The sequence below is a fragment of the Methanosarcina sp. MSH10X1 genome (assembly GCF_004099695.1).
In the GTDB taxonomy this organism is placed as follows: domain Archaea; phylum Halobacteriota; class Methanosarcinia; order Methanosarcinales; family Methanosarcinaceae; genus Methanosarcina.
In genome coordinates, this window is the sequence record NZ_SCHL01000002.1 from 61,650 (window position 1) to 78,741 (window position 17,092).

Sequence of the window (17,092 nt, forward strand, 5' to 3'; positions counted from 1 at the left end):
TTGTCGAAACCAGACGTCTCCTTTTATTCCTCAAACTTTTGATTCTCACATTTTTATATAAATGAGGACATGTTTGTAACGTTATTCTTCTATAATAGGAATCTATTATCTTATTTGCAGGCTCAATTACTCGGCATCTCTATCTAGACGGAGGTAATAATTCTACACATCACTGGTAAATAAAGCAAAATCCATAACCTTTGAATTCCTTAGTACTAATGATATAAACTACTGAACTTATTAGAAACTTCTATGGTAATCTATTAATTATTTTAAATGATTTCATATGTCACTTTCCGGAAACTTCATAACTTGCCCGAGCCTTCCTGAACTCTCAGGAGCAGAGAATAAAATCTAGGACTAAACTTTACCTCTGGCAAAAAAGGTGCGTGAAAAATGATAGAAAGTATACTCTGGCTCGCAGTCGGGTTAATGGTTGCGTCATCCGCCATCCCCAGAACCCTCAGGGGTCGTAAACTGGTCGGAGGGATTGGGTGGGGTGTATTTTCCATCCACTGGAGTTATCAGCCTCTCCATTATCTCGAGATTCAGGACTATGCTAATGTGCTCCTCACAATAGTAGTAACCCTGTTTTGTCTACTTGTAGCGTATATAATGTTTCAGGAGTACAGGGAAGGCCCTCTCCATATAAGAAATAATAGAGAAGTGCTGCATTCTAAATTTTCAAGTCAGGGTGAAGCCGGTTCCCTTGATATAACCTCGATGCTTACCAGTGCCAGTGCACTAGGAGCTCTTGTCTATTTCCCATTTGCGAATCTCCCTGCTCTAAATACCTGGATTATAGGAGGGGTTACTTCCCAGGTTCTCTGGGTTCTCCAGTATTTCGAGATTCCTGCGTACATGAAAGCCTGGAATATGATAACACTTAACGGCTATACAGTTGAGATTATCCTGGCCTGTACGGCAATTGAAAGCATTGCCCTTTTTATGGGGCTTATAGGTGCGGTAAGAGCTCCCCTCAACCGCCTGGCTATGGCTTTTATCGCGTCCGTGCCAGTTATTTATATACTTAATCTTATCAGGGATATTTTCGTGGTAGTTGCCTACGGGGAGCAATGGTTTGGAGCTGACAGTTTTATAATTGCACATAATTATATTGCAAAGGCTGGCTCAGGCATTGCCCTTTTTATAATTTCATATGTAGTGCTCAGGATTCTGCCCGAACTATTCGGAATGATTGATGGGCTCTGGGTAATATTTTCTCAGCAATTGAGGTCCCTTCTGCACAGATCCGGGGGGGATTAAGGCTAATGCTTGCAAAGGGCTCGGAACCCTGGCTTTTTACTGCTGCGCTTGTAACCACAATGTTTGCAGTGCTCTCCAGGGCAATGAACAGCTCCCATCTAACCCACGCTGCTTACATAGCAATGGCACTGACTTTCTTTATGGTTCTTTTTTTCAGAGATCCTGAAAGAAAGGTGGAAGTTTCGGACACTTATATGATTTCCCCGGCCGATGGCACTATCATAGACATTCGAGGCCGGAAAGTCTGTATTTTCATGTTTCTGCAGAATGTACACGTAAATAGGGCTCCGATTTCGGGAAAGATCAGGGAAATAACTTACAGGAAAGGAGGATATCTTCCTGCTTTCTGTAAAGACTCTGAAAGAAACGAAAGAAATGAGTTTATTATTCACAGCAAGTATGGGGATGTCAGTGTCACGCAGATTGCAGGCACGATTGCCAGGCGAATTGTCCCCTATTCTCGGGTAAATGATATCATCGAACAGGGACAGCGTATCGGAATGATTCGTTTCGGATCAAGAGTTGATGTGACGATTCCTCATGACTTTGAAATCATAGTACGGAAAGGAGAGCGGGTACTTGCAGGCAAGACCATTATAGCAACAATAAAAAATGACAGGGATTTTTGAGCATGAACGTATTTCAAATGTTAAGACTCCCGGACCTGGTCTCTCTTTTGAACCTTATCTGCGGAATTAGCTCAATTGCGGTAGCTGCCCAGGCTGCAGTCCAGGTTGCCACACTTCAAACTGCGGCGGCCCAGGACAGTTTTGCTCTGGCTTTGATCTTACTTCTTGTTGCAGCAATTGCAGATGGAGCGGATGGATATATTGCAAGGCGATTTAAAGGAGGGGAACTTGGGGAACAACTTGACTCCCTGGCAGATGCAGTCTCTTTCGGGGTAGCTCCTGCTCTTCTCATATACCTGCAGTTCGGACGAATAAACCCGATTGTCGGGGAACCGGACCCTCTTGTGGCGGTATTTCCTGCGTTTTACGCTGTTTGCGGCGTACTCAGGCTTGCACGTTTCAATTCCATGGCTTCCCGTAAAACAGGATTTGAAGGCCTTCCCATAACTGCAGGCTGCGTAATGCTTGTTACATACATGTTGCTCGGTGAAAGTCTTGTCAAGATAGACTTCCTTTTAGCGCTTACCCTTGGTCTCTCTATTCTTATGGTAAGCTCGGTAAATTATCCGAAGATCAGGAATGTCAGAATTCTGGTCTTCGTAGCTTCCATTTTCGGGATAACTATGCTGCTCTACCTGTATAATGTCGAGTATATGAGGGCCTTCTCGATTTTGCCTTTTATCCTCATGCTAACATACATCTTTTCTCCTTTCTTCAAAGTCCCCCTATTAAATAATCTGGGGAGCAAGGAATATCGGAATAAAGGGCTGAGCACCAGGAAAGAAAAACAGTAAATCTATTTATTTTGAGACACTTAACAATGAATTTCCATAGGGAGAGATTTATTTGGTCCAAGAAAAAGTAATTGACAGAGATAACGCACTCTTTGAAGCAGGAATAAAACTCGGAGCCCTTTACCATCAATTCACAGGCTCTCCTGTGAATCTGAATACGGCTTCAAGCCTTGAGAGGGCCATTCAGGAAAGCATTTCAGTCCAGCCCTATGTAGAAGAAATCTCCGTAAAAATCGATAGGGATATGTTAAAAAGCAAACTGAACAACGAATTCGGTTACTCTGAACTTCAGGGACCCATGCTTAAAGTAAAAATAACCGTAAAATACGGCTCCTCAAAGATAAAAGTCGGAATGGGATATGACCCTGAACTGAATTATCCGCTGATGAAAATTTTAGAAATTGAAGAGATAAACGTTTGATACAGGCGACCCTGCAAAAAAACCTTAAAATAGATAAAATAACCAATACAGCTTAAAGTAAGGAAATAGAGGCTTTTAAGCCTCATTTTTTACGATCTCAAAAGCCCTGACAACTTTTTCGTTCTGTTCCGGAGTCCCGACGGTTACCCTTATAAAAGTATCTCCCGCCTCCCTGAAGGAGTCACAGGAACGTACAATAATTCCCCTTCTCATGAGATTCTGTGTAACGGCGTTTGCTTTAAAAGGGGCAACATCTACAAGTACGAAATTTGCCTGGGAAGGATAAACCGTAAAAGGAATCTTCTCTTTCAGATATTCTCTGCCTTCTCTTGCGATTTCTATGCTTTTTCTCAGATGTTCGGAATCCGAAAGGGCAGCTATTCCTGCTTTTAAAGCCGGGAGGCTTACTGAAAACGGAGTTGCTGCTCTTATGTACTCTTTTGCCAGCCATTCGGGCATGATCCCATAACCCAGGCGCAGGCCTGCAAGCCCGAATACCTTGGAAAAAGTCCTGCCGACAACAAGATTATCGTATTCCCGTACAAGCCCCGCAAGGGTGTTGTCCGCAAACTCGACATACGCTTCATCAACGAACACGAGAGCCCTGGTATTTTCAAGGACTTTCCTCAAATCGTTTTCTGGAAGGAGATTCCCCGAAGGATTATTGGGAGAGCAGAGAAAGATTATTTTTGCTCTTACGGACTCGGCTTCCAGAAGCTTCTCCGGATCAATTGAGAAATCCTTATTTCTCCTGACAAAAACCGGCTTTCCCCCGCATGCCCGTGCTGGCAGCTCATAATAGGCAAATGTCGGAGTAGGAACTATAACCTCGTCCCCTTTTTCAATAATAAGCCTGCAAAGCCCGTCAAGAAGTCCGTCCATTCCCGGTCCCGAGGCTATAAGGTTTGAGACCGGAAAGCCTGTGTATTTCGAGAGAGCTTCCCTGAGCTCTATCGCATCGGCTGAGGGATAAATATTTGCGCAGGGAGCTGTGTCCACCAGAGCCTGAACAGCTTTCGACGAGGGGCCGAGCGGATTTTCATTTGAACCGAGTTTGATAATTGAAGCCGGGTCAAGCCCGTAGGCAGAAGCTATTTCTTCAATTGATGTTCCCGGAACGTATTCTGCGATATCAGAGATTTCCTTCTTTATCAGTTCAGGCCTGCTCAAGAACATCAACTACCGTATCAATCTGTTCTTTAGTAATCACGAGTGGAGGAACCAGACGAAGCACAGAATCCGAGGTACAATTTACGAGCACGCCGTACTCCCTTGCAAAATCCACAAATTTGCTGCAGGGATATTTTATCTCGACTCCTATCATGAGACCTTTCCCACGGACTTCTACAACATCTTCCCTGTCCATGTTCCTCAGCTTCCCCATGAAATAAGCTCCGTTCTCTTTTGAGCGTTTGAGGAGCCCTTCTTTCCTGATTGTTTCGATTGAAGCAAGTGCAGCTGCACAGGCAAGCGGCCCGCCACCGAAAGTAGAAGCATGCTGTCCGCGAGCAAAGCTGAGCCCCTCCCTGGCTGCGATAGCGCCCATTGGAAAGCCTCCGCCTATTGCCTTTGCCATACTTATGATATCGGGTTCCGCGCCGAACTGCTCTTTACAGAACCAGGTACCTGTCCTTCCAAAGCCTGTCTGTACTTCGTCAAAGATAAGGAAAGTTCCCGTCTCATCACAGATTTCCCTGACTTCTTTGAGGTATTCGGGATCTGGTATATTTACTCCGCCTTCACCCTGAATGGGCTCAAGAACAACGGCTGCCGTGTTTTCCGAAATAGCCTTCCTGAGTGCCTCAGTATCGGAGTACGGGACGAAAGTAGTCTCAGAACTCACAGGAGGCATAAAAGGGTCCCTGTAAATGCTCTTATGGGTTACGCTGAGTGCTCCTATAGTCCTGCCGTGAAATGAGTGCTCAGCTGCTACAAAAGCGGTTTTTCCCGAAGCCACGCGGGCTAGTTTCATTGCAGCCTCAACTGCTTCAGCTCCGGAATTACAGAAAAATACACGCTCCATACCCGTAACCAGGGCAAGGGCTTCTGCTAGTTCGGCCTGGATTTCGGTATAATAAAGATTGGAGACATGCATCAGCTTCTCAGCCTGAGCCTGGATTGCCCTGACAACAGCTGGATGGCAGTGCCCGATATTGTTTACTGCAATCCCTGCCACACAATCAATATACTCTTTGCCGTAAATATCCCTGACAACTGCCCCCCTGCCTTCGGAGAGTACAAGGGGCTGGCGCCCGTAGGTCTGCATTACGTATTTTGAATCTTTTTCTATAATTGAATCATATTTTGCCTGTAGACTCTCAGGCTCTATAACATTATCAGTTTCTGTAATATTCTCTGTCAATTGGATTCCTTCCTGAAATTTGTTCCTTTAAATCGATCGGAAAGTTTAACGAATTTAGCCTGGATTATTCTGAATTTATATCTCATTCCAGAAGCCTCACAGCTCGAAATGAGCATTGATTAAATTTTGAAAATATTCACTCTGGGGATTTAAGGAGTTTACAGTTGAGCCTCACAGTCAATTATTTAACAATTGAATTTCCCAACTTAATTATTCTCTTTTTTCTCCGGAATCCAGATAATTCCCTGATTGCCTAAGAATGTTACTGGTCCTTCTCAAAAAAGTAATTTTACCTCAATTCTTCAGCCCTGGGCATGAACTCATACTCTGCAGGGATGAAATTTACTGTGTTAGGATAAAATCCAGAGAAGGATTCAGGTCAGGGGAAATTCCGGATTCTTTGGGACGTCAAAAGTTTGCGGACGGGCTCGAATCGAAGTAGTTACTCCCGGTTACTCTCCGGATTTCTGCTCTTTTCTGTAAGCCCTGGCTCCTGTGAAGCGCCTGGATCTTTCCAGAGCCCGGGTTCTGGCAGTTTTTCGTTTTCTACCAGGCACAAAAGTATTTCCGGCTTTTGCACCCTGCTTGACGGGCGAATCTATTTCCACGGAATTCAGGGCTTTAACGGGTTCATCCTGAGATGCATATTCGGGCAATTCATGCGTTTCACGCATGATTACTTTCCCTAAAGCATTAACCTCTGCAAGAACAGGCTTTTCTGCGGCGTCCCGTAAAAAGGACACTCCCGAAGGCGCTTTTATTGTACCGTCTACCCTTGCATTTTCATGCAGTAATACTGAATCGGCTTTTATTCCCCCAAAGACCCGGCTGTTCCGGCCAATCTGCACCTGCCCTTTTGAATAAAGATTTCCATAGACAGTGCCATTTTCTCCGATATCGATCTTACTCTCAGAGTAGATGCTTCCTTTGAGGGTCAGTTTTTTCCCTGTCTCGACAGCCTGTGCCCGGATATTTCCTATTAACAGGCAGTTGTTCCCTATAACGGCTCCCCCGGTAACCTCAATAGTTTCGGGAGAAAGCTTTGCCCCGGCAGGTATGATCAATATATTTTCTCCCGGTTCTTTTCCTTCGAAACCCTGGATTTCCTCGGAATCATCAAAAAGTTCTTCTACAGCCTTTTCAATTTCCTCGCCTTTGCCTAGACGCATCATTTCCCGTATGTAAAGAAATAGAAATATAATTACAGGGACTGGATTCCTTACCACTATCCATCCTTTGGCTTCGAAACCTCCCCGGATTTTAACCTCTTTTCCTACGTCAAGATCTCCTTCTACGAGTAGCTTTCCGTCAATGGTTACAAATTCTCCCAGATAGGCATTCCTTCCGACCTCTACCCTGCTCCCCATTTTTGACCACATATCAATCCTGATATCGGAACTTGCCGCGATATCCCCGGAAACGCTCACTCCTTCTCCCATAATAACTGTATCGCCGAGTATACCGTATTCAATATTAGAGTGATTGCCGACAATAACGTCTCCCTCGACTGTAATCCTGTTTGCTTCGATTCTGGTGTTATCTGGAACCAGGAAATATTTTAGAATCTGTTCTGGCTCTGGAATATGCTCACTCTCCGGGAAACTGTTATCTCTTTAATCTCTGGATTTCAGGGTTGAGGCTGCTCTTTTAAAGAGCTTTTTCCTTAATGGTATTCATTCAAAAGTTACTATCTATCATATATTCTTATTCATTTTATCCTTTCATTATAAGAATATTTCAGCAATATAAGTAGCGTCTTATATACTCTATTTAACTATATGTAAATTTGTGTATAACTTAGAAAGCTAATTTCTTAGCATAAAATTTAACACCAATTTTCCCTTTCTTGCGTATCTTTTATCTTTTCAAGGATCTCCGAAAGCCTTGATTCATTTTTCTTTTTTCGAAGCAACTCCGACTCTTACATCTACGGCTGCGCCACTGTTAAGAGCCAGAATTTCTGCAGGAGAGAGAAGCAGTTGCCCTGTTGCGAGCAGTTTATCCGCTTCGTCTGTTACGAGTACCTCTTCTCCTGCCCTCAGTTCAGGATCAATCTCAACTACATGCTTTATAAAAGCTGTTTTACCCTTCTCCACAAAAGGGGCAGCTTCCTCTGAGATAACGACCCTGAACTTTTTTTCTGGCAAAAGCCTGTGTACAACGGAAGCCCCTTCAATACTCAGGGTAAAAAAACCATCCTTTGCTCTTGCCGTAGCTATACGCTTTCCTGAATGAAGGACCTGGCGTACTCTTTTTGTCCGGGATAACTGGAACGTTGAGCCTTCAGGAAATAGCTCTTTGCCGATGCCCTTCCCAAACTGGTAATCCGCAATCATGCGGACTCTGGTAAGCCTTTCGGTATCACTACTCATGAGACTAGGTAATATATGCAGACCTTAAAGCCATTCCGGTTGCACCGAACTTCCAGAGCCGTATCGCAAGAAAACCTCTAAAATTTAATTTTTCGAAGGAAATACTAAAATATTTATATTTGATATATTTTAAACAATATCTGTAAGATAAGTGCCAGAAAAGGCATTAGTATAAAAAAACATATGGTGTTGAACCTGTTTAATAGAACTCTAAAAATAAATAGTCGTATTGAATCTCAATAATTTTCGTTAATTTCCGGAGAAACTTCAGGTGCTGAACCAAGCAGACCTTAATCTCTCCAGAGAATTAATCGCATTTTTAGAAAAACACAATGAGGGTCGTGTTGATTCGAAAAAACGTTTCCCTTGATGAAACTCACCTTCAGAAGCTTCAGCCTCTTCTGGAAAAACATAAAGGGAATTTGAGCGCAGCAATAAGGGAAGCTATTGACCTGGTTAGCCCTGACCTTGAAAATTACGGAACTCCTGAGGAAACGGATAAGAAACTGATAAAAGAGAGAAAATCTCAAGCGGCAAAGGAAGAACTTTTCAGGAGCGAAGAATCCGTAACTATGAACCAGCAAATGATGAAATGGCTTGTCAGAAATTGTGCTGGCAAACTTATGGATGAAGATGTTATTCATGGGTTTATAAATCCTTACATTATCACCACACTTCCCGAACTGGAAGAACATCTTAACCGCAGTAGTAAAAAAATGGACTGGAAGATTGAGGTTTCCGGCCCGCGTAGAGAAGATGCTGAAAATGGGCCAGCTATCATGGATTTTACTGGCGGAGATCGGGATTTTCGTGAGTTTCTTCTAGAGGCAGTTTGCATCTTCCTTTCACGCTGGATGAACCTGGATGTAGAGGCCCTGCATAGAAAGTCTAACTCAGTTACTGTCTACCTGCAACCTTTTCTCAGGCAGGAACCGGAAGAAGCAGCCACTGGGGTCAGGAAACACTTCGGTTCCAGAGACTTCTTTTACAGAGAGCTTGAGAAAAGACCTCAGTTCTGGATTACACTTGCTGAGCTTTATGCGAAGTTCAATTATAGGAGAGTAAATCTTGATAAGGACCTTTTTAAAGCTCTTATAGCAGGTGAAGTTCCGGATATTACAAAATATTTTGAGATCAAAGCGGACCGCTCCCTCCGTGAAATCCCGCTTTCGGAACTCCTTCCACTTTTCAAGTATCTTGTGACGACATCTCAGCTAGTTAATGATGTGGAGATCTGTACAGAAAAAGGAAAGGAATATATAAAAATCAGGCATGATTATTCCGATGAAAGAGTTATTGAAAAAATGATACAGCTATTTTCCAGTGTATTCGAAGCTGGCTGGCATAAATTCAACCTTAGTTCGGTATCGGAACTTATAATCTTTAATTTTTCTTCTTCTGATATTTCAAACGAAAAAACCGACTAAATTTATCTGGATCAGGGCTTTTAATTAAAAATAACAATTTATATATAAGTACCGATCTACTAAAACGTATAAGTTTTAAGTTCAGCCGCACCTCCTTTACTGTGAGGCTGTTTTCAAAAATGAACTATATTGAAAAGGCGGGAACAATTTGTGGTTCGTAAAAACGTTTCCATGGAAGATATACACCTTCGGAAGTTGCAGCCCTTCCTGGATAAAAACAACGGAAATCTAAGTGCTGCAATTCGAGATGCTATAGAGCTTGCAGATGCAGCTCTTGAGGGATACGAGTCCGTAGAGGATGCATTGGGGTATTTTACAGAAGGTTCTGCGAAATACCCTGGGATAAGAAATAACTTGATTGAAAGTGGGGAATGTATACTTATAAGCCAGCTTTCCTTCAGATGGTTTATTGAAAACACTGACGGAATTCTTGTTGCTGATGAACTCGTAAGTGAGCTTTTTAATCCCTATCAGATAAAAAGCACCTCCGACCTTCTGGAATACCTGAACAAACGCAGCAAGAACCACGGTTGGGGAATCGAAGCCTCCATTATCAACTGGGAAGAAGACAAGACCGAGGTAATAGTAATCGAACACGGAGACCCCAGTTTAAGGGCTTTCCTTGCTGAGGCGTTCTCTATTTTCCTTGGCCGTTATTTGAATTTTGATGTTTCATTTGTTCATCGCAAGTCCAACTCTATCCTGATTTTCCTTAAAGAATACAAGTCTGATACTGAGATTCCACCTGGTATCAGGAAAAACTTTGGAACTCTGGATTATACATTTAAAGAAATAAAAAACAAGCCCGATTTCTGGACAACGCTTGTAGAAAGGTATATGCTGCATAGATATGAAAGAGTAAACTTTAATAGAGACGTATTCGAAGTCTTCCTCTCGGGAGAAATTCCGGATATAACAAGCTTTCTTGAAACATTTGCAGGCAAACCCATTCGTGAGATTCCTCTCTCCGAGCTATTTATCATCTGCAAAAAAGTAATCTCAGTTACCCAGCTTGTAAGTGAGATTGAAAGGACCAGTGAAGGCGGGAAAATGCATTTAAAGATCAGGCACAGTTTTTCTGACGAAAGGGCTGTTCTAAAGTTGGTCGAACTTTTCTCAAAAGTATTCCGGGCAGCAGGTCACATATTCGAGGTCAGAACCATATCGAATCTGATCATCTTCGAGTTTGCAGGGGCGTGTTAATACACACTTCAGGCTGCCCAAAGATTTTCCTGCAAAACTCTCCCTCCTATCGCCAACATAAAATATATTTTTAGCAACTTATCCTTTCACTCAGGATATTGAATTTTGCTCTCGATGTTTATCCCCTACTCTGACAATGTTGTTTTTCTTTCAATTCATTTTGTTTACTTTCTTTTAACATACGTTTTTTTGCTCTTGATTATAGCAAAAATATTAAGAAGTATGAGCACTAATTTATTAACTGGTTTACGAAAATGAGAATGTGCATATGCCAGGAAATTTAAGCTGCTTGTGGTCTCAAAAAGGCAGAAGAGGGAATTCCCTTGATAGTTCGAAAAAATATCTCTATTGACCAGTGTTATGTGGATAAATTAAAGCCCTTTCTGGAAAAAAATAACGGAAACTTAAGTGCGGCAATAAGGGATGCTATCGAAACTGCCTCTCTCGCTCTGGCTGGAAACACCGGTGAAAGTGAAGAAAATGATCCAGGTAAGGTCTCACAGAACGCAGAATTCCGTAATAAATTAATTGAGGAAGAAGAATTCCTGCTTGTTCATCATACACTATTCGAATGGCTTGTAAAAAAGACTTCAGGATTAATGATTGACGAGTCAATTGTATATGAGGTAATCAATCCCTATAAAGTTAAACGGATCCCTGATGTTATCAGTTACATAAATTCACTCAATGAGAAAATGGGCTGGAAAGTTAAGGTTGAGGCGGAATATAGTCAGGATCCGGAGCCGGAAGCTGCAAGTCTTATCCTCTCAAACGGGAATTCCTACTTCAGGGGAATTATGGCTCATAGCCTGGCTATTTATCTGGCAAAACAGATGAAACTGGATGTTCAGGGTATTTTCTGCAGATCAAACATAACAAAAGTTTATTTTAAAAGATTCGAGTTTCTTGACTATCAAAAGGTTCCTAAGGGGCTTGAGAAATATTTCGGGCCGATGGAAAGGGCGTTCCGGGAAATTCAGAAAAAGCCGGAATTCTGGAAAAATCTTATCAAAACCTACAGGCAGCAAAATTACCAGCGGCTCAGTATGAATAGAAAGACTTTTGAAGCTTTTGTTTCAGGAAATCTTCCATCCATGGCTGAAGTTACAAGAAACTTTGAGTTAGCTACAGGCAAGCCCCCCTCAGCTTTCACGCTTTCCGAGCATATCATGATTTTCAAAGAAATTTACCTGACAGACAGCATCGGGAGTGACATTGAGATTTGCACTGAAATAGGCAGAGAGTACGTAAAACTTATCCACGACTATTCTGACCGAAAAATGTGCGAAACTATTACAAAATATTATTCTACTATTTTCAAGTCGATTGGCTACCCTTTTACAGCCACTGTTAGCCCTCACATGATATTGTTCGAATTCGGGAAAAGACCTGGTTCTGCATGTTTCCCCGAAATAACGGGTCTGGAATCTTGACTTTGTCAATTCTCTAATATTCAGTAAGATAGATAAATTCATATGTGGGAGTTTCCTATCCTCCTTCATGAGTGACGTAATTTTGCTATGGGACTGCCCTCTCCTTTTTGAAAAACTGTTTGTGGAATATGGGCTTGAATGCAGCCGTGCGCTCTCAACATCTCTTGGTACTCCTTACCTTCCCGCCTGCAAGGTTTTGATCCTACCGACAGGTTTTGCAAATAAACAATATACAAAAACAGGTGCAGGACTCGCACGCGGCAGGCACTGCCTTGAGAAGTTTGTGAAAAAAGGAGGAACTCTTCTTGTTTTCAGCCCTCTGGTTCCGGAATACGAATATGAATGGCTTCCTTTCTCTCTGAAATATATAATGGAAGAGAACCCATGTACACCTCAGCCTGTGGGTAAGCACGATGCCCAGAAGCTTGTGGAAAACCTTGTCCTCCCTGCAGGATGCGACGGTTACTTTTCTGAAACCGATGCCGATGTCGTGCTCAAGGATGACAGGGGAAGGCCAATAATGGTTGTAAAAGAGCTCGGAGAAGGTCTGATTGTTGCGACTACGATACATGAACTCCCTGCAGCCGGATTCTTTGAGTGCAGGGTCGCTTGTACGAAAAAAGTGAAAGCCTGAAAAAAGATAAGACCAGAATGAGCATAAAGCAAACTTCAGGAAGATATACATTACATGCAATAAGCAGTTACAGCCGATAACCGGTTTATTAATCTCACTTTATTTTTTTTACATTTTTGTCCTTTTTATACTGATTTCGGAGTCTCTGTATTTCTTCAACTTCGTTCTCGAGTTTAATTACGAAGAATCCGAAGCAGGGCTTTATGAACTGGAATATAATCTCATTTCCTGAAAAGCCAACAGGAGAAGTCATGCCGAGCAAGGTGATGCCTTTTACCTTATACCCTCCAGGTACAAGGTATACGCTCTCAGAATGCTCTTTAATGTAATTTTCACATTCTCTGGGAGTTGTGTTTTTCAGGAGAATCTCATACCTGTATTCTCTTAAGCACACCATTTCCGTACCTGTAATGTTTTTCTTTATATCAATTTCAGAGTATTCTAACAACTGTTAGTATCGCAGCCGACTGCCAATTAAATTTATAAATTAAAATATGAGGAAATAGTATATGAGATATTTCATTCTGAAAAAAAGGATCAGAAGGTTTTACAGGAAACTTTGAAAAATAGGGAATAATCTACCAAAGCGCTTCAGAAAATAAAAAATTTAGAATTAGACCTGGAGATATTAAGACAGGGAAATACAGAATAAAGTAAAATTAAAAGATGCTGTCCAGGTTTCAAGAATTTCATCCGATGTGTTAATTGCAAAGGTTGAAATCAGGATTAACCTTACATTCTTACAGATAAAATACGTTAGAGATAAAATTATGACCGACTCAAAAGTGCTTCTTATGATGGGATGTCCTGAGGTCCCGATTCAAACCAGTATTGCCCTGTATCTTTCCCACAAGCTCAATAAGTCAGGATTTGATGTAACTGTTGCTGGGAATGATGCCGTAATCAAGCTTGTAAAAGTTTCAGATTTCGATGGTTATTATGTAAAAAAAATGGTTAATCTCGACAAAACCCTGGAGGATATAATTGAGAAAAGATTGGATTTCGATATCTGCTTTGCCTTTATGCACAACGATTCCGGATTGACCTTTGCAGCAACAATGAGCGCCATTTCTCAGGCCAAAATGTACTCTATAATCTTTGGCAAGAACGCGGAGGCTCTCGAAGAAGCCATTGAGTTCGACTGTGTTAAAATAGTCGCAAGCGATGTTCATAATCCTACCCGGCTGAAGAATAGGCTGGATAAGGTAATTGAGGAGATAGTTAAATGAGCTGTATTGAGCAGATGAAGTATGAAATCCTTCTGCAAAGGATAAGCTTCAAGGAAGCTAGAGAGTATATTGAGAAAAACTCTGATGAGGTTTATTATGTATCTCCTGGCTACAAAATCTTTAAAGATTACTATATAATAGGAGTACCGCCCATTGCAGTGGGCGCGAAGGGCAATGCTCTGATTTTCCCCTATACGAAACCCTGTCATGGAAGCTTTGTCCTGAGCATAGAAAACGAGGACAGCATAAAGGAGATAACCCGGCTCAGGGAGACGGGAAAGGAGAAGGAAACGGACTCATCGAAAAAAAGTAAACCTTATGAAAGCCCCAGGGTCTCCGCAACCAGTTATCAGGATATGTGGAAAGAATGAAATCTTAGAAACTGGCTGTAATCAGGATAACAGGGTAAGAGAAAAGATTTTCTAAAATAAGGGGGAGAGTAGAATCCCAATATCAGGAAAAGACTGGAAGATCTAATTATGGAGGGAAAACTTCAGGGAAAAATTTTCTCTCATTTCCCTCCGCTTTATATTATATTTTGTGCTTGTTGTTACTCTATTACCAGGTCTTTGACCCTGATTCCGCTTTCTACGATTTTCCCTACAATTTTCCCACCGGTAATTTCTGCAGCTTTTGCAGCATCTTTTTCCGGCAGGATGACGAGGAAGCCCATACCCATATTGAAGGTTCTGTACATTTCGAGCTCTTCCACTCCGCCCTCTTCCTGAAGGAATTTAAATACCTCCTGGGGCTCAAGTGGATCATAAAAATCGAAGCCGAGTTTTGTTACTCTTCTCAGTTTCAAAAGCCCGCTGCCCGTTATATGGGCAAGCCCATGGACTTCGCATGCCTTCAGGACATCAAGAATCTCAATGTAAATCCTTGTTGGAACAAGGAGCTCGTCTCCTATAGTCTTTGAACTGTCGTAGGGGCAGGAGTCGTGATAAGAATATCCGGATTCCTCTACGATCTTCCTTACAAGTGTGTACCCGTTGCTGTGAATGCCTGAGCTCGGGATACCTACTATCACGTCACCTACTCTGACTTTTTCTCCCTCGACAACCTGATCCTTTTTGACAATTCCAAGGCATGTCCCTGCAAGGTCAAAACCTCTAATTATTCCGGGAAGGGTTGCAGTCTCTCCGCCGACAATTGACATCCTGGAGATTTCCGCACCTTTTACCAGCCCTTCTCCGATCTGGGCGGCAAAGCCTTCCTCATGCTTTTCCACGGCAAGGTAATCTACAAATGCTACAGGTTCGGCTCCTATAGCCAGAAGGTCGTTAACGTTCATGGCGATACAGTCTATACCTACTGTGTTCCACCGCTGCATCTCGTTTGCAATAAGAACTTTTGAGCCTACCCCATCCGTTGTCAGGGCAAGGGCATACTCTCCGAAGTCCAGGAGCCCTGCATAATGCCCTATTCCTGTCAGGGGAGCTCCGATGCCCTTTCGAACGTAACTGAGCTTTTCGATAAGGGTTTTGACGGTTTTCTCTTCCTTTGCGATATCCACGCCTGAATCTGCGTACGTTAGGTGCTTTTCGCTCATTTCTGCCCCTCACTCTGCCTGCTTTACAGCTGTTTTCCAGTTCCATTTCCATTATATAATTCAAATTCATCATGCAGGGTCTTGACTGCGGCAAATGCATCGTCTTCTCTCACTACGAACGAAATATTGTACTGAGAAGAGCCCTGACTGATCATGATAATATTAGTCATGGAGTTTCCGAGTGCTCCGAAGACCCTTTTTGCCACACCTGGCGTCCCTGCCATACCCGCACCCACGACTGCGACTACGCAAACGTTTCTGTCCGAAGTGATTTCTTTTACGATTTCCCGGTTGAATTCCTCATGGAGAGCTTTTAAAGCAGACTCAACGTGCGTCTCACTGACCACGAAAGAAATATTGGACTCGGAGGAACCCTGGCTGATCATAACAACGTTAACGCCTGCCTTCGCAAGTGCTGTAAAGAGCCTCGCTACAGTCCCGACTGTTCCTGCCATCTCTGCGCCTGAGATATTGATGAGAGCCACATTTTTAATCAGACTTACGGCTTTTACAACGTGCCTGCACTGGAATTTTTCCGCAACCACGAGTGTGCCGGGTAATTCCGGCTCAAAAGTATTCTTAACCCGCACAGGAATATGTTCGCGCATGGCGGGCTCTATAGTACGCGGATGCAGTACGTTTGCTCCGAAATAAGAAAGTTCCATGGCTTCGGCGTAAGAAATTTGGGGGATTGTTTTTGCTTCTGGCACAATTCTCGGGTCAGTTGTCATAATTCCGCTTACTTCTTTCCAGAGCCAGATCTCATCGGCTTTCAGGGCTGCACCCAGGATAGAGGCTGAGAAATCAGACCCACTCCTTCCTAGGGTGGTAATAATCCCGTCTTCATTTTCTCCTATGAATCCCGTAACCACTATAACCTGGGATCCGAGTCTGCATTCAAGCCTCTTTTTTACAAGATCATAAGTTTTTTCAAGGGGCCTGGCATTTCCGTAATCCGATGAGGTTATAATTCCTGCTTCTCCACCTGTGAATTCTATTGACGAAATTCCAAGGGAACGGATAGCTCCTGATACGATCGGAGCAGCCAGGCGTTCTCCATAAGAGCAAATATAGTCAATTGATCTTGGTGTAAGCTCACCGAGATAGCAAATCCCGATCAGGGCTTTTTCAAGCTCGTCAATGCGGAGGTCAAGAGTCTGGATAACTTCTTTTGCGACTGTGGGATCATCAATGGCATCCTTTACGGCTTCATGGTGTTTGTTTGTGATTTCGGTTTTAAACTCCTTCACAAGGGCGACTTTGCCTTTTGTTGAGGCAAACAGTGCATTTTCCAGAAGCCCATCGGTTACTCCACCGAGTGCCGAGGTTACTACCACGATCTGGTTGCCTTCTTCACGATATCTTTTCAGAAGCTGGGCAACATGACGGATTTTTTTCCCGTCCCCAACGGAAGTTCCTCCAAATTTCATTACAATTTTCATGATCGGATCACGTTTTGGCATTAACTGGTTATTCTTACACCATTTACTTAAACTGTTGATCTAATTTTAGTTATTTCCATTAAATGTTCCGGAATGGAATGAATGTTCCGGGAATTCTGCAGGTTTACAGAGTATTTCTTTACAAAATAATTCTTTGTAGAGACAGCTATATGCCAGCTCTTTTATCATTTATATATTATGCTGAGAACCTGTTCTGTATAGGATATGGATACTATATTATAATGTTTGTGTAAAATTGGTGTAGCAATTAAAATTTCCGGATAAGCAGAAAGACCTGCTGGCAAATACCGATAAATCAAGGTAAAGG

General features: G+C 42.6%; 17 protein-coding genes. 10 read left to right on the top strand and 7 right to left on the bottom strand.

From position 1 onward, the window contains the following. Positions 1-396: 396 nt before the first annotated feature. Genes artA through EQO05_RS01925 form a run of 4 tightly spaced genes read left to right on the top strand, consistent with a single transcriptional unit; the run spans position 397 to position 3,110 of the window. Positions 397-1,266 carry an archaeosortase A gene (gene artA, locus EQO05_RS01910; RefSeq protein ID WP_128503261.1) on the top strand — a complete coding sequence of 290 codons (870 nt, stop codon included), beginning with the start codon at positions 397-399 and terminating at the stop codon, positions 1,264-1,266. A gap of 5 nt (positions 1,267-1,271) precedes the next feature. After that, complete coding sequence (locus EQO05_RS01915; protein ID WP_128503263.1) at positions 1,272-1,895, top strand: phosphatidylserine decarboxylase; 624 nt, start codon at positions 1,272-1,274, stop codon at positions 1,893-1,895. Between the two features lie 2 nt (positions 1,896-1,897). Beyond that, positions 1,898-2,689, top strand: coding sequence for an archaetidylserine synthase (locus EQO05_RS01920; protein WP_128503265.1), 792 nt, complete (start codon positions 1,898-1,900; stop codon positions 2,687-2,689). 52 nt (positions 2,690-2,741) lie between these two features. Next, on the top strand, positions 2,742-3,110 hold the full coding sequence (locus EQO05_RS01925; protein ID WP_128503267.1) for a dihydroneopterin aldolase family protein: 369 nt from the start codon (positions 2,742-2,744) through the stop codon (positions 3,108-3,110). Positions 3,111-3,185: 75 nt separating this feature from the next. On the opposite strand, the gene hisC is transcribed toward EQO05_RS01925, so the two are convergent. The 4 genes from hisC to EQO05_RS01945 form a co-directional block, all read right to left on the bottom strand. After that, positions 3,186-4,286, bottom strand: a complete 1,101-nt coding sequence (gene hisC, locus EQO05_RS01930; RefSeq protein ID WP_128503269.1) for a histidinol-phosphate transaminase — start codon at positions 4,284-4,286, stop codon at positions 3,186-3,188. Beyond that, positions 4,267-5,376, bottom strand: a complete 1,110-nt coding sequence (locus EQO05_RS01935; protein ID WP_240664306.1) for an acetylornithine transaminase — start codon at positions 5,374-5,376, stop codon at positions 4,267-4,269. Before EQO05_RS01935 ends, hisC begins: the two co-directional genes overlap by 20 nt. 548 nt (positions 5,377-5,924) lie before the next feature. After that, the gene (locus EQO05_RS01940; RefSeq protein ID WP_240664281.1) at positions 5,925-6,911 is read right to left on the bottom strand and encodes a polymer-forming cytoskeletal protein; all 987 of its coding nucleotides are present in this window, start codon (positions 6,909-6,911) and stop codon (positions 5,925-5,927) included. Between the two features lie 450 nt (positions 6,912-7,361). Further along, a complete protein-coding gene (locus tag EQO05_RS01945; RefSeq protein ID WP_128503272.1) occupies positions 7,362-7,844 on the bottom strand; it encodes a PUA domain-containing protein in 483 nt (160 codons plus the stop codon). A 341-nt stretch (positions 7,845-8,185) separates the two neighbouring features. Between EQO05_RS01945 and EQO05_RS01950 the strand changes: the two genes are divergently transcribed. The 4 genes from EQO05_RS01950 (at position 8,186) to EQO05_RS01965 (ending at position 12,541) form a co-directional block, all read left to right on the top strand. Further along, positions 8,186-9,271 carry a hypothetical protein gene (locus EQO05_RS01950; RefSeq protein ID WP_128503699.1) on the top strand — a complete coding sequence of 362 codons (1,086 nt, stop codon included), beginning with the start codon at positions 8,186-8,188 and terminating at the stop codon, positions 9,269-9,271. Between the two features lie 150 nt (positions 9,272-9,421). Beyond that, the gene (locus tag EQO05_RS01955) at positions 9,422-10,474 is read left to right on the top strand and encodes a hypothetical protein (RefSeq protein ID WP_128503274.1); all 1,053 of its coding nucleotides are present in this window, start codon (positions 9,422-9,424) and stop codon (positions 10,472-10,474) included. Positions 10,475-10,797: 323 nt separating this feature from the next. After that, the gene (locus tag EQO05_RS01960) at positions 10,798-11,907 is read left to right on the top strand and encodes a hypothetical protein (RefSeq protein ID WP_128503275.1); all 1,110 of its coding nucleotides are present in this window, start codon (positions 10,798-10,800) and stop codon (positions 11,905-11,907) included. Between the two features lie 67 nt (positions 11,908-11,974). Further along, entirely contained in the window at positions 11,975-12,541 is a 567-nt protein-coding gene (locus EQO05_RS01965; RefSeq protein ID WP_128503277.1) for a hypothetical protein, read from the top strand. 94 nt (positions 12,542-12,635) lie between these two features. Here EQO05_RS01965 and EQO05_RS01970 read toward each other — a convergent pair whose 3' ends face one another. Further along, positions 12,636-12,938 (bottom strand): DUF1894 domain-containing protein, encoded by a 303-nt coding sequence (locus EQO05_RS01970; RefSeq protein ID WP_128503279.1) that lies wholly within the window; start codon positions 12,936-12,938, stop codon positions 12,636-12,638. Positions 12,939-13,311: 373 nt separating this feature from the next. Between EQO05_RS01970 and EQO05_RS01975 the strand changes: the two genes are divergently transcribed. Together EQO05_RS01975 and EQO05_RS01980 are read left to right on the top strand one after the other, a co-directional pair. Then, positions 13,312-13,770 (top strand): DUF1890 domain-containing protein, encoded by a 459-nt coding sequence (locus EQO05_RS01975; RefSeq protein ID WP_128503281.1) that lies wholly within the window; start codon positions 13,312-13,314, stop codon positions 13,768-13,770. Then, a complete protein-coding gene (locus EQO05_RS01980; RefSeq protein WP_128503283.1) occupies positions 13,767-14,141 on the top strand; it encodes a DUF1894 domain-containing protein in 375 nt (124 codons plus the stop codon). The genes EQO05_RS01975 and EQO05_RS01980 overlap by 4 nt, the downstream gene beginning before the upstream one ends. Before the next feature lie 179 nt (positions 14,142-14,320). On the opposite strand, the gene purM is transcribed toward EQO05_RS01980, so the two are convergent. Continuing rightward, entirely contained in the window at positions 14,321-15,322 is a 1,002-nt protein-coding gene (gene purM, locus EQO05_RS01985; protein WP_128503285.1) for a phosphoribosylformylglycinamidine cyclo-ligase, read from the bottom strand. 23 nt (positions 15,323-15,345) lie between these two features. After that, on the bottom strand, positions 15,346-16,764 hold the full coding sequence (locus EQO05_RS01990; RefSeq protein WP_128503287.1) for an aspartate kinase: 1,419 nt from the start codon (positions 16,762-16,764) through the stop codon (positions 15,346-15,348). Positions 16,765-17,092 lie beyond the last annotated feature (328 nt).